Here is a 25,565-nt window from a genome sequence, read left to right as displayed (position 1 = left end):
TGCGCAGGCAGGAGCACAACAAACCGGAGGGGAGGCCGCACACCGCGGCCCCTCCCTTGCCAATCAGCCGTCGAGCATGCCGCCGGCGGCGAGCACCGCGAGCGTCACCAGCTCGCTGGCGGTCGACGTCATCGGCGCGATCTGCACCGGCTTTTCCATGCCCACCAGCATCGGCCCGATCATGTCGTCGCCGCCCAGTTCGCGCAGCAGCTTGGCCGAGATGTTGGCGGACTGCAGACCCGGCATGATCAGCACGTTGGCCGGGCCGGACAGGCGCGCGAACGGATAGTTCGCGAGCTGGCGCGGGTTGAGCGCGACGTCGGGCGTCATCTCGCCCTCGTACTCGAAGCTCACCTCGCGCTTGTCGAGCACGCCGACGGCACCGCGCAGCTGCTCCAGCCACTTGCCCTCGGGATTGCCGAAGTTGGCGTAGCTCAGGAACGCGACGCGCGGCTCATGGCCCATGCGGCGCGCGACCTGGGCGGTCGCCTCGGCGATGTCAGCCAGCTCCTCGGAATTCGGGCGCTCGTTGACGGTGGTGTCGGCGATAAAGACCGTGTGGCTCTGCCCGACCAGCACATGGATGCCGAACGGGGTGCGGCCCTGCTTGGGATCGATCACGCGGCGCAGCTCGCGAATCGTCTGCGCATAGGTGCGCGTGACGCCCGTGATCATCGCATCGCCCTCGCCCAGCTGCAGCAGCAGCGCGCCGAAGATGTTGCGATCCTGGTTCACCATCCGCTCGCAGTCGCGGCGCAGATAGCCGCGGCGCTGGAGGCGCGCGTAGAGGAAGTCGACCATCTGCGGCACCAGCGGCGAATGGCGGCTGTTGTGGACCTCGTACGTCTCCGGGTCCGTCACGCCCAGCGCGCGCAGGCGATCGTACACGTCGTCGCGCCCCACCAGCACCGGCGTGCCATAGCCGCCCTCGCGGAAGTTGATGGCGGCCCGCAGCACCACCTCTTCCTCGCCCTCGGCAAAGATGACGCGCTTCGGGTGCGCCTTGGCGCCTTCATAGGCCAGGCTGAGCACGGCCGTGGTCGGGTTGAGACGCGCGCGCAGCGACTGGCGATAGGCGTCCATGTCGAGGATCGGCTTGGTCGCGACACCCGTATCCATCGCCGCCCTGGCGACGGCGGCAGGCACCAGTTCCATCAGGCGCGGGTCGAACGGGGCCGGGATGATGTATTCCGGGCCGAAGCTGTGCTGCGTGCCATAGGCGGCGGCGACTTCCTCGGGCACCTGCTGGCGCGCGAGCGCGGCGATCGCCTGGGCGGCCGCGACCTTCATCTCGTCGTTGATCGTGGTCGCGCGCACGTCGAGCGCACCGCGGAAGATGAAGGGGAAGCCCAGCACGTTGTTGACCTGGTTCGGATAGTCCGAACGGCCGGTGGCAATGATGACGTCCGGGCGCGCGGCCTTGGCCTCGGGCGGGGTGATCTCCGGATCGGGGTTGGCCATCGCGAACACGATCGGGTTCGGCGCCATCTTCTTGAGCAGTTCGGCCGGCAGCGCATTGGCCGCCGACAGCCCCATGAATACGTCGGCGCCATCCAGCGCCTCGCCCAGCGTGCGCTTGTCCGTGGCGACCGCATGGGCGGACTTCCACTGGTTCATGCCGACTTCGCGCCCTTGGTAAAGCACGCCGTCCAGATCGACCACCAGCAGGTTTTCCTGCCGCACGCCCATCGCCTTCACCAGGTCCGCGCAGGCGAGCGCCGCCGCACCCGCGCCGTTCATCACGACCTTGGTCGTCGCGATGTCACGCTTGGTCAGATACAGCGCGTTGATCAGGCCGGCGGCGGCGATGATGGCGGTGCCGTGCTGGTCGTCATGGAACACCGGGATGTTCATGCGTTCCCGGAGAGTCTGCTCGATGATGAAGCATTCCGGGGACTTGATGTCCTCCAGGTTGATGCCGCCAAAGGTCGGCTCCATCAGCTCGACGGCGTCGATGAAGCGGTCAACGTCCTCGGTCTTCAGCTCGATGTCGATCGAATCGACGTCGGCGAAGCGCTTGAACAGCACCGACTTGCCTTCCATCACCGGCTTGGACGCGAGCGCGCCCAGATTGCCCAGGCCCAGAATGGCGGTGCCGTTGGAGATCACCGCGACCAGGTTGCCCTTGGCGGTATAGTCATAGGCGGTGGCAGGGTCGGCCGCGATCGCGCGCACCGGCACGGCGACGCCCGGCGAATAGGCCAACGCCAGGTCGCGCTGCGTCGACATCGGCTTGGACGCGATGATCTCGATCTTGCCCGGCCGCCCCTCCGAGTGGAACAGCAGCGCCTCGCGCTCGGAGAACTGGACGTTTGATTCTTCAGCCATCTGCAACCTTCCCGCACTGATGGCCCTGCCCTTAAGACGCATCCTCGCCTCCGTCACCCCCAGCCCGGACATGACGGCGGCAGCTTCTTCGGCTACCCACGCGCCCATGCCTGCCGTTCCAGCCCCGACGCCGATGATGGCGCAATATCTCGCCCTCAAGGCCGAAGCCGCCGACTGCCTGCTGTTCTACCGCATGGGCGATTTTTTTGAACTGTTTCACGACGATGCGAAAATCGCTTCGGCCGTGCTCGACATCGCGCTCACCGCACGCGGCGAGCATGAGGGCGCAAAGATCCCGATGTGCGGCGTGCCGATCCACGCCGCCGAGGGCTATCTGGCGCGGCTGATCAAGGCCGGCCACCGCGTCGCCATCGCCGAGCAGGTGGAGACGCCCGAGGAGGCCAAGAAGCGCGGCGGCTCCAAGGCGCTGGTCGCCCGCGCGATCGTGCGCGTGGTCACCGCCGGGACGCTGACCGAGGAAGCGCTGCTCGACGCGCGCGCCGCCAACTGGTGCGTGGCGGTGGGCGAGGCGGGCGGCGAGGTCGCGATCGCCGCCGCAGACGTCTCCACCGGCCGGTTCGAGCTGATCGAGACGGACGGGCATGCACTCGCCGCCACCATCGCCAGGCTCGCGCCGGCCGAGGTGGTCGCCTCCGAGTCTTCCGCCTTTGCCGAGATCGCAACCAGTCTGCGTCCCCGCATCGATTTCGACAGCGCCGCCGGCGAGGCACGGCTGAAGGCGCTGTTCGGGGTCGCGACCCTGGACGGTTTCGGCAGCTTCAGCCGCGCGGGGCTCGCTGCGGCCGGCGGGCTGGTCGCCTATCTCGACCATACCGCACGCGGCAGCCTCCCCTTCCTCCGCCCGCCCCTGGTGTCGCGCAACGACCAGTGCATGGCGGTGGACGCCGCGACGCGCGAAAGCCTGGAGCTCACCCGCACCACCTCCGGCAGCCGCAGCGGCAGCCTGCTCGACGCGGTGGACCGCACCGTGACGGGTGCGGGCGCGCGGCTGCTGGGTGCCGACATCGCCGCGCCGCTGATGAACCGGGCGGAGATCGAGGCGCGGCTCGACGCCGTCACCCGCTTCCACGACGACCCGGGCCTGCGCGACGGCGTTCGTTCCGCCCTGCGCGCGCTCCCCGACGTCGGCCGCGCGCTCGGCCGCATCGCTGCCGGCCGCGGCTCCCCGCGCGACCTGGGGCAGCTGCGCGACGGCCTCGACGGCGCACGCACGCTGGGCGACCGGCTCGAACAGCTCGCCGACGCGCCGCCGCTGCTCGGCCAGCTGGTGCCGGCTCTGCGCGGCCACGGCGCGCTGGTCGAGCTGCTCACCCGCGCGCTCGTCCCCTCGCCGCCGATCGACGCGGCCAACGGCGGCTATATCGCCGAGGGCTATGATGCCGCGCTCGACGATCTGCGCGCCACCGGGGCCGGCGGCCGCCGCGCCATCGCCGCGCTGGAGGCGGAGTTCCGCACCCGCACCGGCGTCAACGCGCTCAAGATCCGTCACAACGGCGTGCTCGGCTATCATATCGAGGTCCCGGCCCGCGCCGCCGACGCGCTGATGAAGGCCGACAGCGGCTTCACCCATCGCCAGACGCTCGCCGGCTGCGTGCGCTTCAACGCGCCCGAACTCCACGATGTCGCATTGAAGGTCACCCAGGCAGGCGCCCATGCGCTCGCCGCCGAAGCCGCGCATCTGGAGGAACTGACCGGCCAGGTGCTCGGAACCCGCGAGGCCATCGCCGCCACCGCCGACGCGCTTGCCCGCATCGACGTCGCCGCCGGCCTCGCCGAGCGCGCAGCGGAAGGCGGCTGGGCGCGGCCCGACCTGGTCGACCATGCCTGCCTGGAGATCGAGGGCGGCCGCCATCCGGTGGTCGAGGCCGCCATCGCCAAGGCGGGCGGGCGGTTCGTCGCCAACGACTGCCGCCTGTCGGAAGACAATCGCCTCTGGCTGGTGACCGGCCCCAACATGGGCGGCAAGTCGACCTTTCTGCGCCAGAACGCGCTGATCGCGGTGCTGGCCCAGGCCGGCAGCTACGTCCCCGCGACCCGTGCCACGCTCGGCCTGGTCGACCGGCTGTTCAGCCGCGTCGGCGCGTCGGACAATCTCGCGCGCGGCCGCTCCACCTTCATGGTCGAGATGGTCGAGACCGCCGCCATCCTCGCGCAGGCGACCCCGCGCAGCTTCGTGATTCTGGACGAGGTCGGCCGCGGCACCTCCACCTACGACGGGCTCGCCATCGCCTGGGCGGTGGTGGAGGCGATCCACGAGGACAACCGCTGCCGCTGCCTGTTCGCGACGCACTATCACGAGCTCACCCGCCTGGCCGAACGCTGCGAGGCGCTGAGCCTCCACCACGTCCGCGCGCGCGAGTGGAAGGGCGACCTGGTCCTGCTCCACGAACTGGGTGAGGGTCCGGCCGATCGCAGCTACGGCCTCGCGGTCGCGCGGCTCGCCGGCCTTCCCCCGGCGACAGTCGCGCGCGCGAAGGCGGTGCTCGCCAAGCTGGAGGCCGGGCGCCAGAAGACCGGCGGGCTTGCGGCCGGGCTCGACGACCTGCCGCTGTTCGCTGCCATCCAGCCGGTCGAGCAGGAGAAGTCCGATGCCTTGCGCAGCGAGCTCGCGACGCTGGACTTGGACGCGCTTAGCCCGCGGGCCGCGCTCGACGCCTTGTACCGGCTGAAGGAGTTGGCGCGCGACTAGGCGAGATCAGGAAAGGGCGGGATAGCAGGCGCTGGCGTCCAGTTCGCTCGGGCCGCCGGGGAGCAGCCCGCCTGCGACCTGGAAGGGCAGCACAATCGCGACCTGAGCCATGCCGGCTGTCCCATTGCACGTCTGGTTCAGACGCGGCGTGATGGTCGCCCCGACAAGCGAGATGCCGCGCGCGGGTCCGCGCGCGCGGGCGAACTGCGCTGCTGCGGCGGGCGTCTCGCAGCCTTCGGCGCCAAGCGCCAGGCACCGCGCGGTGGCGGAAGCAACCTCCTGAAGCGCCTGCTGCGTCCACAGCATCCGCCCGCCCTCGATCAGCAGCAGGATGAAGGCGAGCAGCACCGGCGCGACCAGCGCGAACTCCACCGCCGACGCGCCGCGCCGGGAGCGAAGAAAGGCGCGGATCATTGCAGCCGCACCGTGGTCGATTGCGACAGCTCGCGGCCGTCGAGCCACGGGTCCGGGAAGAGGGAGCGGTGACGGTGGTTTGCCTGCAGCGTCAAGTAGAAACCCGGCTTGGCCCCGCTCGAACAGGTCGCAGTGCAGGCCGTGGCCGCATAGCTCACCGGTGTTGTCGCCGTGATGCAGGTGCAGGTCCGGGTGGCGACCGATGCGGTGCAGCTTTGCGTGCCGCCGTTGCAGCGAACCGTCGCGCTGACGGTGCCCGCCTGCAGCCCGCTGCTGGCCTGGACGTAACGGATCAGCTGCCCCTCATCGATCGCACTGTCCCGCGCCTTGTAGGCGAGCATGGCGCCCTGGTGCACCGCCGTGCTCAGCCGGCCGGCGTTGGTGAGATAGAGCGCGAAGTCCAGGCACGGCAGCAGGGCCGCGAAGATCAGGATGCTCCACAGCGCGAACTCGACCGTCGCCGCGCCCGTCCGCGCGCGCCGAAGCGTCCGGAGGCGCTGCATGCCCCTCATCGGATCAGCCCCACGCTGCCGCTCAGCCCGCCGCTGCCGAGCGTCGGACAGGCGGTGGCGGCGGTGGGCCCGCTCTCGATCTTGATCGTCCGCGCGATCAGCGAGAAGCAATTGCCCGACGCGCTGACCCCGCCGCTCATGCTGACGTCGGAATTGGGGGCATAGACCACGCCCGACAGGATGGTCTGGGCACCACCGCCGAGCACGGTCGCCGCCGTGCTGCGGGTGGCGAACAGGATGTCGGCAATGCCGGTGCCTGAGTTGCTGCCGGGCGCCGCCACGTTCATCGACGTGCCGCCGGCCAGGTTCAGCGTGCCCGCCAGGATGAAGCTCACATTACTGCCGGTCATGGCGCCGCCGGTGCCGTTGGTGAAGTTGCCGTTGATCGTGTAGGTGCCGGCCCCGAAAATCGAGCTGCCCGCCAGGGTGAGGTTGCCGTTGATATAGTGGTTGGCGGTCGCGCCGAATGTGAGCGTGGTGCCGCCGACCGTCACGATCGCGCCGTCGGCGCTGAATGGTCCGTCGCCGAAGGACAGCGTGCTGCCGCCGCCGAGCTCGATCGCCTTGCCGGCACCATCGCTTCCGATGACATGGGCGCCGGCGCCAAAGGAGACATTTGCGCCACCGCCGATCACCATCGCGCCCTTCACGGTCACGTCACCGTCGCCGAACGCGATCCCCCCACCCCCGCCGACCGTCACGCCGCTGCTCACCGAAATGGTGGACGGTCCCTCGATGACGAGTTTCAGGCTGCCGACGTTGAGCGCCCGAATTTTGTAGTCACCGGCTGGAAAGTGCCAGACATTGTCGCCGGTGAGGGTACCAACATGCCCCTGAAAGGTCATTGTGGTGGGATTATAGCCGAGGGTCAGGTCCTCGTACGTCCCGCTCGGCATGACGGGGGTCGTGCTCATGCCCAGCCGGTCGAACGCCGCTGTCAGCGCGGCATTGCTGGCGAGCGGATCGCTGGTGCTGTTCGCCTGGCGAACGGTCTTGCCCGTCACGCCGCTCACCGTGGTGCCATAGGTGATGGTCTCCGCCGAAAGTCGGCTGCCGCCGCTCGCGGACGACGCGCCGGAGGACAGGGTCGACTTGGCCGTAAGGGTGGATCCGCCGGTGACGCTGATGCTGCTGTTGGACACGACCGCACAGTGCGAGGCGGACAGGGAGGTACCGCCCGACAGCGTGAGACCCCCGCTGTTCGCAAGCGCCAGGATACAAGGCGGCGTCGTCTCCGTCGGCAGGGACGCCACTGCAGACACTGACACGCCATAGCTTGTTTCGGCAGAAAAGATCCGCGCGAAGAACAGGGGGATCGACGTGCGCAGCTGCACCTCCACCGCATCGGGGACCGTGCTGCTGTAGTTGGGCCGGTGGAACACCGAGACATTGCCGATCGCCAGGCCATTGGCGCGTGCCACGTCTTCGGCTGTGGCGTTCAGGATTAACTCGGTCGGCGACGCCGCATAGGCGTGCGCCGCGCCAAGCGCAGCCGCATCCGCAGCGCCCTGAAGCGCGAGCTTTGCCCGATAGCCCTGGCCCAGTTCGATCGACAGCGCAGCAATGCCAACAAGGGCGACCAGCGCGAATACGCCGATGACGCTGACGCTGCCACGCACGTCGCGAACGAGATTGGCGAGACACGCCCCAAACCAACCTAGACCGGACTCGACCCCCACGTGCGCACCATCCTCGGGTCCCTACCAATTCGGGACCACTCCGATCCTTGTTCTAAACATAGATCAAGGTCGAGCGGTTTCTTGTGCGGTGCACTGTATTTTCGGGTTAGCGGCGCCCCAGGGCTGCGATTGCGCGCGGTCGCAGCCGTTCGATCGCGGAGGCGTGGAGCCTGGGTGCGGTCGCGAGCACCCCGAATGCCTGCGCGCGCGGGGTGTTGAAGCGCAGCGGCTTGCCCAGGGCATCGGTCACCGCTGCCCCCGCCTCGCGCAGCAGCAGCACGGCGGCCGCCACGTCCCATTCATTGCCCCAGCGGAAGGTGGCGAGCAGGTCCGCCTCGCCAGCCGCGACCATTGCCATGCGCAGCGCAATCGAGTTTGGCTTTGCCACCGCCACCAGATCGCGATCCGCCTTGGGCAGCGCGTCTACGGGCGTGCGCGCGCCCGCCATCTCGGCTACGTCGCTCGCCTTCAGCCGCACGCCATTGCGCCACGCGCCTTCGCCCGCCGCAGCGCGCCAGCGTTCGTGCCGGGCCGGCGCGTCCAGCACGCCCAGCACCGGCTGGCCGTCCTCGACCAGTGCGATCGACACCGACCAGCCCGGCCGGCCGCGGATATAGTCGCGTGTACCGTCGATCGGATCGACGATCCAAACGCGGCGGCAGGCGAGCCGGGCATGGTCGTCGGCCGATTCCTCGGACAGCCAGCCGGCGTCCGGAAGCAGCGCGCTCAGCCGCTCGCGCAGGAATGCGTCGACAGCCAAGTCGATCTCGCACACCGGATTGCCCGGCGCCTTTTCCCACCGCTCGAAGTCGGTGGACGCGCGCGCATGCGCCAGCGCTGCCGCTTCGCCGGCGATCCCGGCCAGTCGGTCGAGCAGCGTGTCAGCCACCCGCGACCGTCATCCCGTCGATCCGGAACGTCGGCACGTTGACGCCGTGGCGGAACTCCAGGTCGCTTGCCGGCACCAGCGCTGCAAACATCTGGCGCAGATTGCCGGCGATGGTGATTTCGGCCACCGGCCGCGTGAGCTCGCCATTCTCGATCAGGAAGCCCGCCGCGCCGCGGCTATAGTCGCCGGTCACGCCGTTGACGCCCTGGCCGATCAACTCGGTCACCAGCACGCCGTGCGCGATGTCGCCGATCATCGCCTCACGCGAGATGCGCCCGGCATCCATGTAGAGGTTGCTGGTGCCGACGCCGGGCCCGCCGCCGATGCCGCGAGTCGCATGGCCGGTCGGCTCCAGCCCCAGCTGGCGGGCCGAGGCGCTTTCGAGCAGCCAGCTCTGCAGCACGCCGTCCTCGACGATGGCGAGCGGCGACACCGGCAGCCCCTCGCCGTCGAACGGCCGTGAGCGCAGACCCCGCGGGCGGTGCGGATCGTCGCGAATGGTCACGCCAGGCGCGAACACCGCCGTGCCGAGCGCATCGCGCAGGAAGCTCGTGCCGCGCGCCACGCCCGGCCCGGCGATCGCGCCGGTCAGATGGCCGAGCAGGCTGGCGCCCACGCGCGGGTCGAACACCACCGGCATCGGCCCCGATGCGATCCGCGCCGGATCGAGCCGCGCGACCGCACGCTCGCCCGCCAGCCGCCCGATTTCCTCGGCGGGGTCGAGCGAGGCACGATGCCGGGCGCTGTGATAGGCATAGTCGCGCTGCATGCCCGACCCGCTGCCCGCAAGCACACTGGCCGAAACGCCGTGGCTGGTGACCGCATAGCTGCCGGCAAAGCCGTGGCTGGTGGCGAGCGCCACCACCACGCGGCTGGCGCTGGCGCTGCCCCCTTCCGAATTGGTGACACCGGCGACAGCGCGCGCCGCGTCTTCTGCTGCCAGCGCCTGTGCCTTGAGTTGCTCGGGCGACACCTCGGCACCATCGTCCAGGTCGAGCAGCGGCGCGGCGCCCTTCATCAGCCGCTCGGCCGGCGCCAGCCCTGCCCAGGCATCCTCCGGCGCGAGCCGCGCCATCGCGACCGCGCGCTCGGCCACTTCGTCCAACGCGGCGTCCGACAGGTCCGAGGTGGCGACGCTTGCCGAGCGCTTGCCGACAAAGACGCGCAGGCCCAGCTCGCCGCCCTCGGACCGGCCGACGTCCTCCAGCGCCCCCAGGCGCACGGAGACGGACAGCGCCGTATCGGCAATCAGAATGGCATCGGCGGCATCGGCGCCGCGAGCGCGGGCACGCTCGATCGCCTGCGCGGCGCGAGCCTGCGCCTGTTCGGGGTTCTGCATGCCAGCGACTTAGGGAGCCCAGGCTCCAAGGTCAAAGCCGTGCCGGCGATTCAGGCTGCAGTGCCTACCACCAGGCAGGCGAGGAACATCAGCAATCCGGCGTTGCGGTTGCTGCGGAAGCGCGCCAGCGTGTTGTGCCCGTCCCCAGCATCGAGCGTCGCCACCTGCCACCCCAGGTGCAGTGCCATCGGCAGCAGCGCGAGAAGCGCGAGCGGAGTCGGGAACACCTGCCAGAAGGCACCCGCCCAGCACGCGAGCGACAGGAGATAGAGGATGGCGACACCCGGGCGCACCTTGCTGCCCATCCGCCGCGCAGACGAGCGGACGCCCACCAGCGCATCGTCCTCCACGTCCTGCAGCGCGTAGATGGTATCATAGCCGACGACCCAGGTGATCGACCCGGCATAGAGCAGCAGCATCGGCACGATGCTGCCGTGGGTCACCTCCACCCAGCCGACCGGCGCTGCCCAGCTGAACACGATGCCAAGCCAGGCCTGCGGCCACCAGGTGATCCGCTTCATGAATGGATAGGCGGCGACCAAGACGATGCTCGATACCGCGACGATCGCGGCGGGCAGGCGCAGCTGCACCAGCACCACCAGCCCCACCACGCACAGGATCAGCAGCCAGGCCCAGGCGGCCTTCAGCGACACCGCCCCGCTTGCGAGCGGGCGACTGCGGGTGCGCGCCACCTGCCGGTCGAGGTCACGGTCGACGATGTCGTTGTAGACGCAGCCCGCGCCCCGCATCGCGATGCTTCCGAGCAGGAACCAGGCGATCATGTCCCAGCGCGCGATCGCCTGCCCGCCAAGCGCGATTGCCCAGGCGCCGGGCCAGAACAACAGCCACCAGCCGATCGGCCGGTCGAACCGCGCGAGCAGCGCAAAAGGCCTCAGCCGCGCCGGCAGCCGGCCGACCAGTCCGCGATGCTCGCTGTCGGGCACGATCTCGACGGCTGCGGTCATCGCGCGCAATCCTCGACACGGAGGAAGGGTGGAAGCAAGAGCGGCTGCTGCAGCGGGAAAGGAACGGAAATCATTCGCCCTGCTGCCACAAATCGAATGGGCTTGCACGGCTCGGCCGATCGCAAACACGGGAAACATCCGGGCGGTGCCGCGTTGCCCCACCTTCCAGACTAACCTATCTATAGCTGTACGTGCATGAGGCCCTGGAACGGCGCCGAGAGAAGCACCGGTTCCAGGAGACGGACGATCGCGTCGAACGAGATGCTCCCCTTCAGGGGGTTCTGGCGGACGATTGCCGCAAGCCTGACCGCACGCGTGCTGCTGGTCGGACTGCTGCTGATCGGCCTGCTGGCTGCGGCTGGATTCCTGGCGTTCGATCGCGTGGTGGACATGACGCTGGCGCGGCTCGGCACGGGCCTGGCCGAACGCCAGGTCCTGTATGATCGTGCGCGCGGGCTGGGCACGCTGCAGCGCGACGTCGCGCTTGCGCAAACCAACGCGCGATCGCAGGCGCTGATCCGCTGGCTGCGCGACGAGCAGAGTTCCGCCAAGCGGCAGGTCGCGATTGCCGAGTTGCGGCGGGTCGTCCAGCTTTCGGCCGGAGGCACGTTTTTCGTCGGTTCGGCAGCAACGCGCGCCTATTATTACGAAGAGGCCGGCAGCGGCTATACGGCCGATCACCCGCGCCTGACCCTTCAGCGCGGCAAGGACCGGGATCGCTGGTTCTTTGACACGCTTGCCCGGCCGCGCGACTGCCAGCTGAACGTCGATTCCGACGATCTCGCCTTGCGCACGCGCGTGTTCGTCAACTGCGTGGTGCGCGATCAGGGCAAGGCGCTGGGCATCACCGGCACGGCGGTCGACCTGTCCGCCTTTGTGCGCGAAGCTCTGGCCGATACGCAGCCGGGCGTCTCGACCTTTTTCGTCGACCGCACCGGTGCCGTGCAGGCGCACCGGGACCCGCGCCTGGTCAGCCGTGCCTCCCACGGTCGCCACATCGCTGCCGCGACCGTGTTCGACATGGTCAGCCGCACGGACCGCGAACTGCTGCGCGCGATGATGGCCGATGTCGCCTCCGGCAAGGCGCCGGCGCGTTCCGACTTCCTGAAGATGGGCGGCAAGCGGGTGCTGGTCGGCGTCGGCTATCTCGACGGGCTCGACTGGTACAATGTGACTGTGATGGATCCCAGCGCGATGGTGGACCGGTGGTTGTTCGGACCGCTGGCGGCGCTGATCGTGCTGATGCTGCTGCTGGGCGGCGCACTGGCGGTGGCGATGTTCAAGCGGGTGGTGCTGGATCCGCTTCGCCTGCTGGAGATGAGCGTCACCGAAGCGGAACGCGGCAATTTCCAGCCCGCCGAACAGCTGGACCTGCGCCGTGACGACGAGATCGGCCGGCTGTCGCGCCGGTTCGCGGCGATGGCGCATGCGGTAGCGGAACAGACGCGTTCGCTGGAGGCACGCGTCCGCGAGCGCACGCTCGAGCTCGAGCAGCTGGCCTATCGCGATTCGGCGACGGGTGTTGCGAACCGCCGCGGCTTCGTGGCTGCCTTCGACAAGATGCAGGGGAGCCGCGGGGCGGCGACCATGGGCCTGCTGCTGATCGACGTCGACCGGTTCAAGCAGATCAACGACCGCTTCGGCCATGTCGCGGGCGATACGGTGGTGGCGGAGATCGCCCGGCGTATCCAGCAGACGCTGCGCCCGGCCGACCTGTGCGGCCGCTGGGGCGGGGACGAGTTCATCGTGCTGCTGCCGGGTCACGCACCCGAAAGCCTGGAGGCGATCGCCGCCCGGGTGGTCAAGACGGTGTGCGCGAGCGAGATCGAGCTGGGCGACGACCTTGCGGTGGCGGTAACCCTCAGCGTCGGCGTCTATCGCGTCGACCCGGCAGACACGATCGATCGTGCGACCGAACGCGCGGATGCCGCCATGTACCAGGCAAAGAAGGAAGGGCGTGCCCGCATCGTGATGGCGGACGCCGGGTTGACGATGGCGTGACGAACCGCCGCGCTTCGCCTAACACCGCCGCCATGCCCGCAACTCCCGCCTGGCCGCCGCAGTCCACTCCGCGCCTGTTCCTGGACGAGACGATCACGCCCGACGCCGCGATCCGCATCGACGGGCTGCAGGCGCATTACCTGCTGTCGGTGCTGCGCGCGAAGCCGGGCGATCCGGTCAAGCTGTTCGACGACCGCACCGGCGAGTGGCTCGCGACCGTCGCCCACGCCGGCAAGCGCGACCTCACCCTGCAGGTCACCGACCAGCTGCGCCCGCGCGAGCCGGTGCCCGACCTGTGGCTGTGCGCCGCGCCGCTCAAGAAGGGGCGCATCGACTGGACGGTGGAAAAGGCGTGCGAGCTGGGTGTCGCGCGTATCGTTCCGGTGCTCACCCGCCGCACCGTGGTCGACCGGCTCAACCTCGACCGGCTGCGCGCCCATGCGGTCGAGGCCGCCGAGCAGTGCGACCGCACCGCGCTGCCCGAGCTTGCCGAGCCGGTGAAGCTCGCCGCGCTGCTGCGCGACTGGCCGGCCGAGCGCGCGCTGTTCTTCGCAGACGAAACCGGCGGCGCCCCGGCGGCGGCGACCATGGCCGCGCATCGCGGGCCGGGCGCGGTGCTGATCGGGCCGGAGGGCGGCTTCGACGCGGAGGAGCGCGAGGCGATCCGCGCCCTGCCCCAGGCGCACGGGCTGACGCTGGGCCCGCGCATCCTGCGCGCGGAGACCGCGGCGGCGGCGGCGATCAGCGTCTGGATGGCAAGCGCCGGCGACTGGTAGCAAAACGGCGCTGGCGCCGCACCGCAGCACCCCCTATGGGCGCAGCCCATGAGCACCAAGACCGTTTCGGAAACCAGCGCAGCGGTCATCGAGACCCGCGACCAGCTGATCGGCTATTTCGCAGGCGGCGAGAAGCCTGCCGCACGCTGGCGCATCGGCACGGAGCACGAGAAGTTCGTGTTCCGCACCAGCGACCATCGTGCGCCCAGCTATGACGAGCCCGGCGGCATCCGCGACCTGCTGATGGCGCTGACCGAGTTCGGCTGGACGCCGATCGAGGAGAACGGCAAGGTCATCGCGCTTGCCGGCAAGGACGGCACGGTCAGCCTGGAGCCCGCCGGCCAGCTCGAGCTTTCGGGCGCGCCGCTCGAGAACCTGCACCAGACCTGCGGCGAAACCGGCCGCCACCTGCAACAGGTAAAGGCCGTCGGCGAAAAGCTGGGCCTGGGCTTCCTGGGCCTCGGCATGTGGCCGGACAAGACCCGCGCCGAGCTGCCGATCATGCCCAAGGGCCGCTACAAGATCATGCTCAACCACATGCCGCGCGTCGGCAGCATGGGTCTCGACATGATGCTGCGCACCTGCACCATCCAGGTGAACCTCGACTATGCGTCGGAGGCGGACATGGTGCAGAAGTTCCGCGTCGGCCTTGCGCTCCAGCCGCTCGCGACCGCGCTGTTCGCCAATTCGCCCTTCACTGAAGGCAAGCCCAACGGCATGCTCTCGTACCGCAGCCACATCTGGTCGGACACCGATCCGCACCGCACCGGCATGCTGCCGTTCGTGTTCGAGGATGGCTTCGGCTACGAACGCTACGCCGACTACGCCCTCGATGTGCCGATGTACTTCGTCTACCGCGACGGCCAGTATATCGACGCGGCCGGCCTCTCCTTCCGCGACTTCCTCAAGGGCGAGCTCTCCGTCCTCCCCGGCGAGCTGCCGACGATGGACGACTGGGCCGACCATCTCTCCACCGCCTTCCCCGAAGTACGGCTCAAGACCTTTCTGGAGATGCGCGGTGCCGACGGCGGCCCCTGGGGCCGGATCTGCGCGCTGCCGGCACTCTGGGTCGGCCTGCTCTACGACCAGGGCGCGCTCGACGCCGCCTGGGACCTCGTCAAGGACTGGAGCCTGGAGACTCGCCAGGCGCTGCGCGACTCGGTGCCGCGGCTGGGGCTGGATGCGCCGCTCGGCGACAGGGGCACGCTGCGCGACATTGCGCGCGAAGTGCTCGACATTGCCGGCGCGGGCTTGAAGGCGCGCGGGCGGCTGGACGCGGCTGGAGACGACGAAACCGGCTTCCTCACGCCCCTTCGCGACGTGGTGCGTGACGGCCGCGTGCCGTCGCAGCAGCTGCTCGACCGCTATGGCAGCAGCTGGGACGGCGACGTCACGCGGGTGTACGACGAACTGACGTTCTGATTCGTACTCCCGCGAAAGCGGGAGTCCAGGGCCACGAACGATCCCGCCTGGAACCCTGGGCTCCTGCCTGCGCAGGAGCACGGCGCTGTTATCCTGCCAGCCACCGAAAGAACCGCGGCACGACCGCGTTGCGACCCGCCCAGTCATAGTAGGCGCGGTACTCCGGATCGGCGAGCAGGTGGCGCTCCTCGGTGCGGGCGCGCCAGTAGTAGACGCCGCTCACCAGCCCCAGGATCGCGGTGTTGCGGAACGCGTCGAGCCAGTTGCCCGTCGTCACCAGCATCGGCCAGCTCACCAGCCACCAGAACAGGTTCTTCGACAGATAGGCCGGGTGGCGGCTCCAAGCGTACGGCCCGTTGGTGATGATCCCGCGGTTGGTGAGGTTGGAAAAGCGCAACCCGAACGCCACCGTCGCCCAGGCATAGACGAACGTCAGCCCCACCAGCACCGCCCCGATCGCCGCCAGGATCACCGGGTGCCCCGCGAACCAGTGCGTCCATTCCGCCCCGCCAGGATGATAGTCGAGCGGGCCGCCGTCGCCCATCAGCACAAACGGCGGATAGCAGATCAGCGCCGCGACCCAGCCGGCCGCATAGGGATTGGCCGAGCGGATGTGCGTGTCGATCGGCCGCAGCGCCAGGATATAGCCGCAGGTCGCAAAAGCCACGTCCACCAGGAACATGAAGGTGATCAGCCACTGCGCCAGCGCCACCGGATCGCGCAGCGCGACGGCGGCGTCGGTATTCACGAACTCGCGGAAGCCGCCCGGCACGATGCCGAGCATGAAGGCCAGGAAGAACGCCTTCACCGCCCAGGATCGCAGATGGTTATAGATCGCCTCGTGCTCGATGGGCTCGCCCAGGTGCAGCAGCCAGGCGCCGAACGCCCAGCAGCCGTCGCGCGGCTCCACCAGGTGGCGGTCGAGCCACAGCACGTACGGGATCGACAGCACGAACAAGACCGGCGCGGCGTAGCCGAAGCACCACATGGCAAAGCCGAAGCCGCCGTCCCAGTAGAAGCGGCCGGTCACGTAGAGCGTGGCGATGCCCGCCCAGGTCGCCCACAGCCCGACGAGCTTCACCGCGCTGACTCGCGCAGTCTCCTGCACGGGACGAGCGCGGCTCCAGTCGAGCCCGGTGGACGAATTGCGGTGCACCTTGTCGACCAGCACCGACCAGGCGAGCATCGGCAGCCCGCAGGCGAGAAGGTTGACCAGCGCCGAGAACGGCCCGTCCATGCCATAGTGACGTGCGACCGCCACCCAGGCGAGCAGCCCGATCATGCCGGCGGCCCCCGTGCCCACGCTCACCGCGGACCGCGGGCGCTGGCCGGAGATGCCGGCAGCGTCGGCAGGCGGAGGCGCTAGGGTCGAAGCCATGTCGCACCCTAGCCGCGCACGCAGGCGGATCGAAGCCGGAATCATCGTCCCATGCTGCGACAGGCTGGACGGGAGCTGCGATATGTCGTTACACATCCTCATTCCAACCCGCTGAAAGGCCGCCATGTTTCGCAATTCTGCGTTTGCCGCCCTGTTGCTTGCCTCTGCCGTTCCCGCCCATGCGCAGCTGAACCCCGCCGGCAACAGCCAGCCGCAGCCGGTGCCTTTCACGGACACCATCCCGGCGCCGCGCGACATCGACTATCCCGGCACCCTCCTGCTGGAAGTGGACGCGACCGACATCCAGCGCGGCATCTTCAACGTGAAGGAAACGATTCCCGTTGCCGACGCGGGCCCGATGGCGCTGCTGTTCCCGAAGTGGCTGCCGGGCGCGCACAGCCCGCGCGGCGAGATCGAGAAGCTGGCCGGGCTGGTAATCCGCGCCAACGGCAAGGTCCTTCCCTGGATCCGCGATCCGGAAGACGTGTTCGCCTTCCACATCGACGTGCCGGCCGGCGCCAAGAAGCTGGACGTTTCCTTCCAGTTCCTGTCGGCGACCGCCGGCGACCAGGGCCGCGTGGTCGCAGCCCCGACCATGCTGAACCTCCAGTGGAACTCGGTCAGCCTCTATCCGGCGGGCTATTTCACCCGTCGCATCCCGATCCAGGCGGTCGCCAAATACCCGGCCGGCTGGAGCGCTGCGGCAGGCCTGCCGTCGACCGCCACCGGCTCGACCTATTCCTACCAGCGCACCAGCTATGAAACGCTGGTCGACTCGCCGACCTTCGCGGGCAAATATTATCGCGAGTGGGCGCTGTCGCCGCGCGTCGACCTCAACGTCTTTGCCGACAGCCCGGAAGAGCTGAACGCCACCCCGCAACAGATCGACGCGCACAAGCGCCTGGTCGAGCAGGCGACCCGCGTGTTCGGCGCCCAGCACTACGACAAGTACGAGTTCCTGCTGGCGATCACCGACACCATGGGCGGCATCGGCCTGGAGCATCATCGCAGCTCCGAAAACGGCGTGAAGCCGGGCTATTTCACCAAGTGGAACGAGGGTGCCGGCAGCCGCAACCTCCTGCCGCACGAATACACCCACAGCTGGGACGGCAAGTTCCGCCGCGGCGCCGACCTGTGGACGCCGGACTACCGCACGCCCATGCGCAACTCGCTGCTGTGGGTCTATGAGGGCCAGACCCAGTTCTGGGGCTATGTGCTGCAGGCGCGCTCTGGCATCGTCACCAAGCAGGACACGCTGGACGCCTATGCCGCGATCGCAGCGAGCCTCGATACGCGTCGTGCGCGGGAATGGCGCCCGCTGGTCGATACCACCAACGACCCGATCATCTCGGCGCGCCGACCCAAGGGCTGGACCAGCTGGCAGCGCTCGGAGGACTATTACAACGAGGGCCTGCTGATCTGGATGGAGGTCGATTCCATGCTGCGCCAGCAGTCGGGCGGCACCAAGAGCATCGACGATTTCGCCCGCGCCTTCTTCGGCGTTCGCGACGGCGACTGGGGCGTGCTCACCTACACGCTGGACGACGTGGTGAAGACGCTGAACGGCATCCAGCCCTATGACTGGGCCGATTTCCTCAACAGCCGCGTCAACGGCGTGTCGCAGCGTGCGCCGCTCGCCGGCTTTACCAACAACGGCTATCGCCTGGTCTACAGCGACCAGCCGACGCCCTATTTCGTCAACAACGATCGCACCCGCGACCAGGCCGACCTCAGCTATTCGCTGGGGATCGTCACGGGCAAGTCGGGCTCGGTCAACTCGGTCAGCTGGGGCAGCCCGGCATTCGACGCTGGGATGACCGTCGACAGCAGCATCGTCGCGGTGAACGGCGAAAGCTACAGCGCCGACCGCCTGAAGGCGGCGGTGACCGCGTCCAAGGGCAACCGCACGCCCGTCCGCCTGCTGGTCAAGAACGGCGACAAGCTGCGTGACGTGGCAATCGACTATCACGATGGCCTGCGCTATCCGCGTCTGGAAAAGACCGGACAGGGTGAGACGGGCCTCGATCGCCTGCTCGCCGCCAAGTAAAGGGGACTATACGACATGCGGATCGACATGGTGCCGGTGGGCAAGAACCCGCCGGAAGACCTGAACGTCATCATCGAGGTGCCGACCGGTGGCGAGCCGGTGAAGTATGAGTTCGACAAGGCGTCCGGTGCGCTGTTCGTCGATCGCATCCTCCACACCCCGATGCGCTATCCGGCGAACTATGGCTTCGTGCCGCACACGCTGTCGCCGGACGGCGATCCGCTCGACGCGCTGGTCGTGTCGCGCACGCCGTTCATCCCGGGCTGCGTGGTGCGCGCGCGTCCGATCGCGGTCCTGAACCTGGAAGACGAAGCCGGCGGCGACGAGAAGCTGGTCTGCGTGCCGGTGGATTCGACCTTCCCCTACTACACCAAGGTCGGTGGCCGCGCCGATCTGCCGGAAATCGTGTTCCAGCAGATCGAGCACTTCTTCACCCACTACAAGGACCTGGAGAAGGAAAAGTGGGTGCGCGTCGGCACCTGGGGCGACGCCGCCGAAGCCGCGCGCATCACCCTGGAGGCGATCGACCGCTACAACGCCGCCAAGGCGGCGGGCGAGGAACCGCTCGACCACGACGTGCCCGGCCGCGACTGAACGCCGAGCAACACGTGATCCGGACCCCGTCGGCACCTAGGTGCCGGCGGGGTTCGTCGTTTCAGCGCTTGTTCTTGCGCTTCGGCGCCGGTGCGCGCGCCCCCGCCGCCAACGCGAGCCCGGCCCACTCCCGCATCGCGTCCGCATCGTCATAGACGTCGTCGGGCGCGCGGCGGTAGTTCATCGATCCGGTGGTGCCGTCGCCCTTGGCATAGGTGAAGCGCGCGCAGCCGGCCGCGTCCCAAGCCGCGTCGCTCCCGGCATCCGCCTTGAACCAGAGCCCATCGTCGAACCCGATCGCAAAGATCGTGCCGTCGCAATAGAGCGTCGCCCCGCCCATCATCCGCCGCGAGGTGACATGGCCGACCGGCGCCAGCGCCTCCGCCACCCATTCGATCAGCCCTGCATCGACGGCCATGCCGCCCCTCCCTGCCTAAGTCCTCGCCAGCCGTGTCAGCGCCTCGCCCGAGACGCGATAGATGCGCCAGCCCATCGGCTCGGCGCCCAGGCTGCGGTAGAAGCCGGCGGCCGCCAGGTTGCTGTCGCTCACTGCCCATTCGACCCGCGTGCACCCGCGCGCGACGGCGAGTTCGGCGACATGGGCGAGCAGCGCCCTGCCCGCGCCCGTCCCGCGTGCGTCGGGCGTGACGTACAGGTCCTCAAGATAGAGGCCGTTCCAGCCGCCCCAGGTTGAATGCTTGTGAAAGAACAGCGCGACGCCCACCGGCTCGCCGTGCTTCCCGGCAATCGCCGCCTCGACCTCGCGGGCGTCCAGCGCGGCGCGCAGCAGCGGTTCGGTCGCCACCAGCTGGGCCTCGGCACCCTCGTGACGCGCCAGGTCGCGCACGAAGCCGAAGATCAGCCCGGCGTCATCTGAGGTCGCGGATCGGATCGTCGTCATGCCCCTGCCTCGCTCTGCGGTACCGGCGATGCGCCGCGCACCGCGACCAGGCAGCCGCCGACGATCAACAGCGCGCCTGCGATCGTGAACGGCGACACCCGCTCGTCAAACACGAGATAGCCGAGCAGCGCGGCCCAGACAAAGGCGGTATATTCGACCGGCGCCAGCACCTGCGCCTCCGCCCGGCCATAGGACCAGGCGAGCAGCAGCGCCGAGATCGACCCCAGCACCGCCGAACCGACGATCGGCGCCAGCTGGTCGCTCGCCGGCCACACCGCCAGCCAGGGCGCGCCGAGCGCTAGCAGCACGCCGATCACCAGGCTGGTGAACAGCGTCACCTCCAGCGGATCGGCGACCTGCGCCTGCTGCCGCAGCAGGATCAGGCTGTAGGCATAGAGGACGGAGGCGAGCACGATCGCGAGCGCGCCCAGCACCACCTCGCTCGAGGCGCCCGCCTGCGCCTGTCCCCAGGCGATCACCAGCACGCCAACGGCGGCGACCAGCGAGCCGAGAATGGCCGCGCGCCGGATCCGCTCGCCCAGCATTGCGGCGGCAAGGAACAGCGCGATCAGCGGCGACAGGAAGGTGAGCGCCACCCCCTGCGCCATCGGCACGCGGACAAGCCCCCAGAAGAACAGCAGCACCGACAGCCCCGCCGCAAGCCCGCGCAGCACGTGCAGCCGCAACGCCTGGCGCTCGGGCCAGGGCTGGCGCCGCGCCAGGAACACCGCGCCCGTCAGCAGCACGCCTGCGACCGAGCGCCACAGCACCGCGCTGTACGCGCCGCTGGCGATGCTCAGCCCCTTCATCAGGGCGTCCATGCACGAATAGATGGCGATGCCCGCGGATGCCGCCGCAAAGGCGACGGCAGGCGGGGTGTGGGTCCGGGTCATGGGGCGGTGGATGCGGGCAAACGCTCGCGCCGTCCACCCCGGCCGCGGTTGGCGGCGCTTACTCGGCCGCCTGCTCCACCGCTGCGGCCTGCGCCTCGAGCTCGGCGGCCTTGGCCTCGACCAGCCGGACGATATGATCGACCATGGCCGCATCCTCGACATGATGGTCGGTGACGCCGGACAGATAGACCATGTGCCGGCCGTTGCCCCCGCCGGTGATGCCGATGTCGGTCTCGCGCGCCTCACCCGGGCCGTTGACCACGCAGCCGAGCACCGACAGCGACATGGGCGTGCGGATATGCTGCAGCCGCTCCTCCAGCTTCTGAACGGTGCGGATCACGTCGAAGCCCTGGCGCGAGCATGACGGACAGGAGACGACGCGCACGCCGCGATTGCGGATGCCCAGCGCCTTCAGGATCTCGAAGCCGACGCGCACTTCCTCCTCGGGCTCGGCCGAGAGCGAGACGCGAATGGTGTCGCCGATGCCGAACCACAGCAGCGATCCGATGCCGATCGAGGACTTGACGGTGCCGCCGATCAGCCCGCCCGCTTCGGTGATGCCCAGGTGCAGCGGGCAGTCGGTTGCCTCGGCCAGGCCCTGATAAGCCGCGACCGCCAGGAACACGTCCGACGCCTTCACCGCGACCTTGTATTCGTGGAAGTCATGGTCCTGGAGCAGCTTGATATGGTCGAGCGCGCTTTCGACCAGTGCCTCCGGGCACGGCTCGCCGTATTTCTCGAGCAGGTCCTTTTCCAGGCTGCCGGCGTTGACGCCGATGCGGATCGCGCAGCCATTGGCCTTGGCCGCGCGCACCACCTCCGCCACCCGCTCGGACGAGCCGATGTTGCCGGGATTGATGCGCAGGCAGGCGGCACCCGCGTCGGCGGCTTCCAGCGCGCGCTTATAGTGGAAGTGGATGTCCGCAACGATCGGCACCCGCGACGCGCGCACGATCTGCTTGAGCGCCGCCGTCGATTCCACGTCCGGGCAGGACACGCGGATGATGTCGACGCCCGCCTCTTCGCAGCGGCGGATCTGTTCCACGGTCGCGCGCACGTCCGGCGTCGGCGTGTTGGTCATCGTCTGCACCGTCACCGGCGCATCGCCGCCGACGGGGACGTTGCCGACCATGATCTGGCGGCTCGGGCGGCGGACGATATCGCGCCAGGGGCGGACGGACATGGGGGATCTTCTCGCAGAGACTTCGGGGGGCTTGTCCCCCATATAGCCGCGCCGGACGGCAGGCGAAAGGCAGGCGGAGCCGGTGGCGTGGATCGTGCCGTCTGCTACAGCGGGCCGACTTTCCGGAGCCGCACGATGCGCCTTGCCCTGTTGATCGGAGCCCTGTTGATGTCCTCTCCCGCCGCCGCCGAGCAGAAGCCCAGCTGGACGCTGGTGATCCACGGGGGTGCCGGCGTGATCGAGCGCGCGCGCATGACGCCCGAACGCGAGGCAGCGGCGCGCGCCGGGCTCGACGCCGCGCTGACAGCGGGGGAAGCGGTGCTCGCCAAGGGCGGCAGCGCCGTCGATGCGGTCGAAGCCGCGATCCACGTGCTGGAGGACGATCCCAGCTTCAACGCCGGCCGCGGTGCGGTCTTCACCTATGAGGGCACCAACGAGCTCGACGCCGCGATCATGGACGGTTCGACCCGCGCCGCAGGGGCCGTCGCCGGCGTCACCCGCACGCGCCATCCCGTGAGCCTCGCCCGCGCCGTGATGGAAAAGAGCCCGCACGTGCTGCTCGCGGCCAAGGGCGCCGACATCTTCTCGACCGAACAGGGGCTGGAGCAGGTCGACCCGAGCTGGTTTGCCACCGACGAGCGCCGCCGGCAGCTCGATGAGCTCAAGGCCAAGAAGCTCGGCTGGTTCGACGTCGACATGAAATACGGCACCGTCGGCGCGGTCGCGCGCGACCAGGCCGGCCATGTCGCCGCCGCCACCTCGACGGGCGGCGTTACCGGCAAGCGCTGGGGGCGCGTCGGCGACTCGCCGCTGATCGGTGCCGGCACCTATGCCGACGACCGCGCCTGCGCCGTCTCCGCCACGGGAGCGGGCGAGTTCTTCATCCGCGAGGGCGTGGCGCACGAGATCTGCGCGCGCATCCGCTTCAAGGGCGAGAGCCTGCAACAGGCGGCCGACACGGTGATGGCCGAGACGCTGGCGCTGGGCGGCACCGGCGGTGTGATCGTCACCGGGCCGAACGGCGAGGCGACGTGGAGCTTCAACACCCCCGGCATGTACCGCGGCAAGGCGACCTCTGACGCCAAGCGCCTGGTCGCGATCTACGGCGACGAGGGCTGAGCGACCCTTGCCCGAGCCGCGGGCACGCCCACATGGGGCGGCATGCATGGGTTCGGCAGCACTCCGGCTGAGCGGGCGCGCGGCGCGGCTGCCGCAGTGGCGGTGTCGATCGGGCTGGGCGCAGCACTGATCGCCGGGCTTTCGGTGGACGTGCGCCGGATCGCCGCGCAGGCACCCAGCGTGTTCGGCATCCTGCCCACACCCGAGCCAGAGGTGCCGCCACCGATCCGCTCCAAGCCGAAGCGCGAGGTCCATGAAGCGCCCAGGCGGGCCACCGCGCCGCGGCCGGAAGGCGCCGCCTCTGCGGCCAATCTGCGCGGCAAGGCGAGCGAGATCGTCGCCCCGCCGGTGCCGATCGTCGTCCAGCCCCCGCCCCTAGTGACCGCCGAGATCGCCGGCCTCGGCAGCCAGCGCACCACCGGCGCGGCCCCGGTCGCAGGGCCTGGCACCGGCAGCGGCGGCGTGGGCCGCGGGACGGGCAGCGGTGCCGGCGGGGACGGCGATGGCGGCGGCGGTGGCGGCGCAGGCGAGACCCCGCCCCGCTGGCGCAGCGGCGACCTGCGCGATGCCGACTATCCGGAAGCACTCTGGGCAGCGGGACTCGGGGGCACCGTGGGCGTGCGCTATGTGGTGGAGGTCAACGGCCGGGTCGGCGACTGCGAGGTCACCGCGTCGAGCGGTCATCCCGAACTGGACTCGATGACCTGTCGGGCAATCCAGCGCCGCTTCCGCTTCTACCCCTCCCGCGATGCGGAGGGGCGTGCAGTGGCGTCGACCATCCTCGAGAACCACAGCTGGATCCCGCACCCGGAGGACTCGGAGCGGTAGGGGAGGCCCTCAGTCTGCGGACCCCGTTTGTCTCGAGCAGGATCGGGCTCGCCGAAGCTCCAAATCAAAGCGTCCTTCGATACGCCCTTTCGACTTCGCTCAAGGGCTACTCAGGACCAACGGATGTACGCTGTTGAGGACGAACGGGATTTTCCAGGCCCTTCAAATCGAACCCCGCGCATCCCCACTCCCGCGCACCGCAGCAATGGCTTAAAGGCGCCTCCATGATTCGCCGCTTCCTCTTCGCGCTCGCCCTCGTGTTCCTCGCCTCGCCCGCCCAGGCCTATTGGGAATATGGGCATGAGACCGTCGCCACGATCGCCTATCGCAACGTCACGCCCCAGACCCGCGCCAGGATCGACGCGCTGCTGCGCCAGCAGGCGCTGCTGGAAACCCCGACCTGCCCGGCGCGCACGATCGAGGAGGCAAGCGTCTGGGCCGATTGCGTGAAGCCGCTTGGGGAGCGCTTCAGCTACGCCTATTCCTGGCATTACCAGAACGTCGATGTGTGCAAGCCGTTCGACCTGAAATCGGCGTGCAAGGACGGCAATTGCGTGTCGGCGCAGATCGAGCGCGACCTGAAGCTGCTGAAGGATCCCAAGGTGCCGGTGCGCGAGCGGGTGCAGGCGCTGGTCTTCCTGGTCCACTTTGTCGGCGACCTGCACATGCCGCTGCACGCGGGCGACCGCGGCGACCTGGGCGGCAATCGGGTGAAGGCCGCGTATGGCGGCTATGCGCCGGAGCGGCTGAACCTGCACAGCATCTGGGACGGGCTGCTCGCCGAGCGCGCGATTTCCACGCCGCCGTCGATCGTGCGGCGTTACAGCCCCGAGGAGCGCGCGACCATCGCCGCCGGCACCATCGAGGACTGGAGCCGGGAAAGCTGGGAGGTCAGCCGCGACTCTGCCTATGCCCCGGCGTACGGCGGCAACGCCTGTGGGCCGGCGCCGGAAGGCCGCGTGACGCTGGACGCCGCCACGATCGAAAAGCTGGTGCCGGTCGCCCAGCTTCAGGTCGAGCGCGGCGGGCTGCGCCTGGCACGGCTGCTCGACGAGGTTTTCGCCTGAGGCTCGGCGGCTGACGCCCTCCCCCTCCAAGGGCGCGTATCCCCGCGCAGGCGGGATCCAGGGTCCAGCAGAACCACGGCCGATAGCGCGTGCAACCCTGGGCTCCCGCCTTCGCGGGAGCACGGCTACCGCGGCCTTCTGCGCATGTCGCCGCGCTGGCTGAACGGCTGATCGTTCGCCCACCGCCAGGCTTCACCTCCCGTTAAGGCGCCGGGACGCCACCTGCGGGTCCCGTTTTTCTACGGGGGTCTGAACGGCCAGCGCACGTAGGCGTTGGTCGGTCCTTGAAGGGAGGATAAAGATGCGTTTCCGTGCCATGCTACTCTTGGCCGCCGGCGCTGTGTCGCTGGGCGCCTGTGCCAAGAAGCCGCCCGTCGCCACCGCTCCGCCGCCCCCGCCGGGCGCCGTGTCGGGCAGCGTCGCTGCCGATCGCGACGGCGACGGCATCATCGACGGCTATTACACCTCGGACGGCATCTACCATCCGCTGGCACCGCCGGCGCCACCGCCCCCGCCCCCG

At 69.4% G+C, this 25,565-nt stretch carries 22 protein-coding genes; 10 read left to right on the top strand and 12 right to left on the bottom strand.

The window, feature by feature from the left end:
• Positions 1 to 63: 63 nt before the first annotated feature.
• Positions 64 to 2,328, bottom strand: coding sequence for an NADP-dependent malic enzyme (locus LK533_RS00110; RefSeq protein WP_229360529.1), 2,265 nt, complete (start codon positions 2,326 to 2,328; stop codon positions 64 to 66).
• Between the two features lie 133 nt (positions 2,329 to 2,461).
• Here LK533_RS00110 and mutS point away from each other — a divergent pair, with 133 nt between their 5' ends.
• Positions 2,462 to 5,038, top strand: a complete 2,577-nt coding sequence (gene mutS / locus LK533_RS00105; protein ID WP_229361716.1) for a DNA mismatch repair protein MutS — start codon at positions 2,462 to 2,464, stop codon at positions 5,036 to 5,038.
• Between the two features lie 6 nt (positions 5,039 to 5,044).
• Here mutS and LK533_RS00100 read toward each other — a convergent pair whose 3' ends face one another.
• The 6 genes from LK533_RS00100 to ubiA all read right to left on the bottom strand — a co-directional run bounded on the left by LK533_RS00100 (position 5,045) and on the right by ubiA (position 10,836).
• The gene (locus LK533_RS00100; protein WP_229360528.1) at positions 5,045 to 5,452 is read right to left on the bottom strand and encodes a TadE/TadG family type IV pilus assembly protein; all 408 of its coding nucleotides are present in this window, start codon (positions 5,450 to 5,452) and stop codon (positions 5,045 to 5,047) included.
• The gene (locus LK533_RS00095) at positions 5,449 to 5,955 is read right to left on the bottom strand and encodes a TadE family protein (protein ID WP_229360527.1); all 507 of its coding nucleotides are present in this window, start codon (positions 5,953 to 5,955) and stop codon (positions 5,449 to 5,451) included. The genes LK533_RS00100 and LK533_RS00095 overlap by 4 nt, the downstream gene beginning before the upstream one ends.
• A 5-nt stretch (positions 5,956 to 5,960) precedes the next feature.
• Positions 5,961 to 7,643, bottom strand: a complete 1,683-nt coding sequence (locus LK533_RS00090; RefSeq protein WP_229360526.1) for a pilus assembly protein TadG-related protein — start codon at positions 7,641 to 7,643, stop codon at positions 5,961 to 5,963.
• A gap of 106 nt (positions 7,644 to 7,749) precedes the next feature.
• Positions 7,750 to 8,532: an inositol monophosphatase family protein gene (locus LK533_RS00085; protein ID WP_229360525.1), complete on the bottom strand. Its 783-nt coding sequence runs from the start codon at positions 8,530 to 8,532 to the stop codon at positions 7,750 to 7,752.
• The gene (locus LK533_RS00080; RefSeq protein WP_229360524.1) at positions 8,525 to 9,871 is read right to left on the bottom strand and encodes a TldD/PmbA family protein; all 1,347 of its coding nucleotides are present in this window, start codon (positions 9,869 to 9,871) and stop codon (positions 8,525 to 8,527) included. The genes LK533_RS00085 and LK533_RS00080 overlap by 8 nt, the downstream gene beginning before the upstream one ends.
• A gap of 50 nt (positions 9,872 to 9,921) precedes the next feature.
• On the bottom strand, positions 9,922 to 10,836 hold the full coding sequence (ubiA, locus tag LK533_RS00075) for a 4-hydroxybenzoate octaprenyltransferase (protein WP_229360523.1): 915 nt from the start codon (positions 10,834 to 10,836) through the stop codon (positions 9,922 to 9,924).
• A 261-nt stretch (positions 10,837 to 11,097) separates the two neighbouring features.
• Between ubiA and LK533_RS00070 the strand changes: the two genes are divergently transcribed.
• From LK533_RS00070 to LK533_RS00060, 3 genes are read left to right on the top strand one after another with little or no spacing between them, the layout of a single operon-like run.
• A complete protein-coding gene (locus LK533_RS00070) occupies positions 11,098 to 12,837 on the top strand; it encodes a GGDEF domain-containing protein (RefSeq protein ID WP_229360522.1) in 1,740 nt (579 codons plus the stop codon).
• 32 nt (positions 12,838 to 12,869) lie between these two features.
• The gene (locus tag LK533_RS00065; protein WP_229360521.1) at positions 12,870 to 13,613 is read left to right on the top strand and encodes a 16S rRNA (uracil(1498)-N(3))-methyltransferase; all 744 of its coding nucleotides are present in this window, start codon (positions 12,870 to 12,872) and stop codon (positions 13,611 to 13,613) included.
• A gap of 48 nt (positions 13,614 to 13,661) precedes the next feature.
• On the top strand, positions 13,662 to 15,035 hold the full coding sequence (locus tag LK533_RS00060; protein WP_229360520.1) for a glutamate--cysteine ligase: 1,374 nt from the start codon (positions 13,662 to 13,664) through the stop codon (positions 15,033 to 15,035).
• Positions 15,036 to 15,123: 88 nt separating this feature from the next.
• Here the strand turns inward: LK533_RS00060 and LK533_RS00055 are convergent, their stop codons facing one another.
• Positions 15,124 to 16,413 carry a methyltransferase family protein gene (locus tag LK533_RS00055; protein WP_229360519.1) on the bottom strand — a complete coding sequence of 430 codons (1,290 nt, stop codon included), beginning with the start codon at positions 16,411 to 16,413 and terminating at the stop codon, positions 15,124 to 15,126.
• A gap of 124 nt (positions 16,414 to 16,537) precedes the next feature.
• Here LK533_RS00055 and LK533_RS00050 point away from each other — a divergent pair, with 124 nt between their 5' ends.
• Positions 16,538 to 18,460: a M61 family metallopeptidase gene (locus LK533_RS00050; protein ID WP_229360518.1), complete on the top strand. Its 1,923-nt coding sequence runs from the start codon at positions 16,538 to 16,540 to the stop codon at positions 18,458 to 18,460.
• A gap of 15 nt (positions 18,461 to 18,475) precedes the next feature.
• Positions 18,476 to 19,054 carry an inorganic diphosphatase gene (ppa, locus tag LK533_RS00045; protein ID WP_229360517.1) on the top strand — a complete coding sequence of 193 codons (579 nt, stop codon included), beginning with the start codon at positions 18,476 to 18,478 and terminating at the stop codon, positions 19,052 to 19,054.
• A gap of 61 nt (positions 19,055 to 19,115) precedes the next feature.
• Here ppa and LK533_RS00040 read toward each other — a convergent pair whose 3' ends face one another.
• Genes LK533_RS00040 through ispG form a run of 4 tightly spaced genes read right to left on the bottom strand, consistent with a single transcriptional unit; the run spans position 19,116 to position 22,031 of the window.
• Positions 19,116 to 19,472, bottom strand: a complete 357-nt coding sequence (locus LK533_RS00040) for a TfoX/Sxy family protein (RefSeq protein ID WP_229360516.1) — start codon at positions 19,470 to 19,472, stop codon at positions 19,116 to 19,118.
• 15 nt (positions 19,473 to 19,487) lie between these two features.
• Positions 19,488 to 19,955, bottom strand: coding sequence for a GNAT family N-acetyltransferase (locus tag LK533_RS00035; RefSeq protein ID WP_229360515.1), 468 nt, complete (start codon positions 19,953 to 19,955; stop codon positions 19,488 to 19,490).
• Positions 19,952 to 20,848, bottom strand: a complete 897-nt coding sequence (locus LK533_RS00030) for a DMT family transporter (protein WP_229360514.1) — start codon at positions 20,846 to 20,848, stop codon at positions 19,952 to 19,954. Before LK533_RS00030 ends, LK533_RS00035 begins: the two co-directional genes overlap by 4 nt.
• Positions 20,849 to 20,906: 58 nt before the next feature.
• Positions 20,907 to 22,031 (bottom strand): flavodoxin-dependent (E)-4-hydroxy-3-methylbut-2-enyl-diphosphate synthase, encoded by a 1,125-nt coding sequence (gene ispG, locus LK533_RS00025; protein ID WP_229360513.1) that lies wholly within the window; start codon positions 22,029 to 22,031, stop codon positions 20,907 to 20,909.
• A gap of 168 nt (positions 22,032 to 22,199) precedes the next feature.
• Here ispG and LK533_RS00020 point away from each other — a divergent pair, with 168 nt between their 5' ends.
• The 4 genes from LK533_RS00020 to LK533_RS00005 all read left to right on the top strand — a co-directional run.
• A complete protein-coding gene (locus LK533_RS00020) occupies positions 22,200 to 23,150 on the top strand; it encodes an isoaspartyl peptidase/L-asparaginase family protein (protein WP_229360512.1) in 951 nt (316 codons plus the stop codon).
• A gap of 42 nt (positions 23,151 to 23,192) precedes the next feature.
• On the top strand, positions 23,193 to 23,978 hold the full coding sequence (locus LK533_RS00015) for an energy transducer TonB (protein WP_229360511.1): 786 nt from the start codon (positions 23,193 to 23,195) through the stop codon (positions 23,976 to 23,978).
• A 224-nt stretch (positions 23,979 to 24,202) separates the two neighbouring features.
• On the top strand, positions 24,203 to 25,045 hold the full coding sequence (locus LK533_RS00010; RefSeq protein WP_229360510.1) for a S1/P1 nuclease: 843 nt from the start codon (positions 24,203 to 24,205) through the stop codon (positions 25,043 to 25,045).
• A gap of 301 nt (positions 25,046 to 25,346) precedes the next feature.
• On the top strand, positions 25,347 to 25,565 hold a 219-nt coding region (locus tag LK533_RS00005), incomplete at its 3' end, for a hypothetical protein (RefSeq protein WP_229360509.1).

The organism is Sphingomonas sp. PL-96, assembly GCF_020707215.1.
In the GTDB taxonomy this organism is placed as follows: Bacteria; Pseudomonadota; Alphaproteobacteria; order Sphingomonadales; family Sphingomonadaceae; genus Sphingomonas.
Note: the sequence above shows the minus strand (reverse complement) of the source record. Positions and strands in the feature narration are given on the sequence as shown.

Excerpts from the sequence above, each read along its gene's own strand:
- LK533_RS00070 (WP_229360522.1), top strand. The coding sequence starts at position 11,098 with ATGCTCCCCTTCAGGGGGTTCTGGCGGACGATTGCCGCAAGCCTGACC.
- LK533_RS00080 (WP_229360524.1), bottom strand. The coding sequence starts at position 9,871 with ATGCAGAACCCCGAACAGGCGCAGGCTCGCGCCGCGCAGGCGATCGAG.
- LK533_RS00015 (WP_229360511.1), top strand. The coding sequence starts at position 23,193 with ATGCATGGGTTCGGCAGCACTCCGGCTGAGCGGGCGCGCGGCGCGGCT.
- LK533_RS00035 (WP_229360515.1), bottom strand. The coding sequence starts at position 19,955 with ATGACGACGATCCGATCCGCGACCTCAGATGACGCCGGGCTGATCTTC.
- ubiA (WP_229360523.1), bottom strand. The coding sequence starts at position 10,836 with ATGACCGCAGCCGTCGAGATCGTGCCCGACAGCGAGCATCGCGGACTG.
- LK533_RS00055 (WP_229360519.1), bottom strand. The coding sequence starts at position 16,413 with ATGGCTTCGACCCTAGCGCCTCCGCCTGCCGACGCTGCCGGCATCTCC.
- LK533_RS00060 (WP_229360520.1), top strand. The coding sequence starts at position 13,662 with ATGAGCACCAAGACCGTTTCGGAAACCAGCGCAGCGGTCATCGAGACC.
- LK533_RS00095 (WP_229360527.1), bottom strand. The coding sequence starts at position 5,955 with ATGCAGCGCCTCCGGACGCTTCGGCGCGCGCGGACGGGCGCGGCGACG.
- LK533_RS00110 (WP_229360529.1), bottom strand. The coding sequence starts at position 2,328 with ATGGCTGAAGAATCAAACGTCCAGTTCTCCGAGCGCGAGGCGCTGCTG.
- LK533_RS00100 (WP_229360528.1), bottom strand. The coding sequence starts at position 5,452 with ATGATCCGCGCCTTTCTTCGCTCCCGGCGCGGCGCGTCGGCGGTGGAG.
- LK533_RS00065 (WP_229360521.1), top strand. The coding sequence starts at position 12,870 with ATGCCCGCAACTCCCGCCTGGCCGCCGCAGTCCACTCCGCGCCTGTTC.
- ispG (WP_229360513.1), bottom strand. The coding sequence starts at position 22,031 with ATGTCCGTCCGCCCCTGGCGCGATATCGTCCGCCGCCCGAGCCGCCAG.
- ppa (WP_229360517.1), top strand. The coding sequence starts at position 18,476 with ATGCGGATCGACATGGTGCCGGTGGGCAAGAACCCGCCGGAAGACCTG.
- LK533_RS00010 (WP_229360510.1), top strand. The coding sequence starts at position 24,203 with ATGATTCGCCGCTTCCTCTTCGCGCTCGCCCTCGTGTTCCTCGCCTCG.
- mutS (WP_229361716.1), top strand. The coding sequence starts at position 2,462 with ATGATGGCGCAATATCTCGCCCTCAAGGCCGAAGCCGCCGACTGCCTG.
- LK533_RS00040 (WP_229360516.1), bottom strand. The coding sequence starts at position 19,472 with ATGGCCGTCGATGCAGGGCTGATCGAATGGGTGGCGGAGGCGCTGGCG.
- LK533_RS00030 (WP_229360514.1), bottom strand. The coding sequence starts at position 20,848 with ATGACCCGGACCCACACCCCGCCTGCCGTCGCCTTTGCGGCGGCATCC.
- LK533_RS00050 (WP_229360518.1), top strand. The coding sequence starts at position 16,538 with ATGTTTCGCAATTCTGCGTTTGCCGCCCTGTTGCTTGCCTCTGCCGTT.
- LK533_RS00020 (WP_229360512.1), top strand. The coding sequence starts at position 22,200 with ATGTCCTCTCCCGCCGCCGCCGAGCAGAAGCCCAGCTGGACGCTGGTG.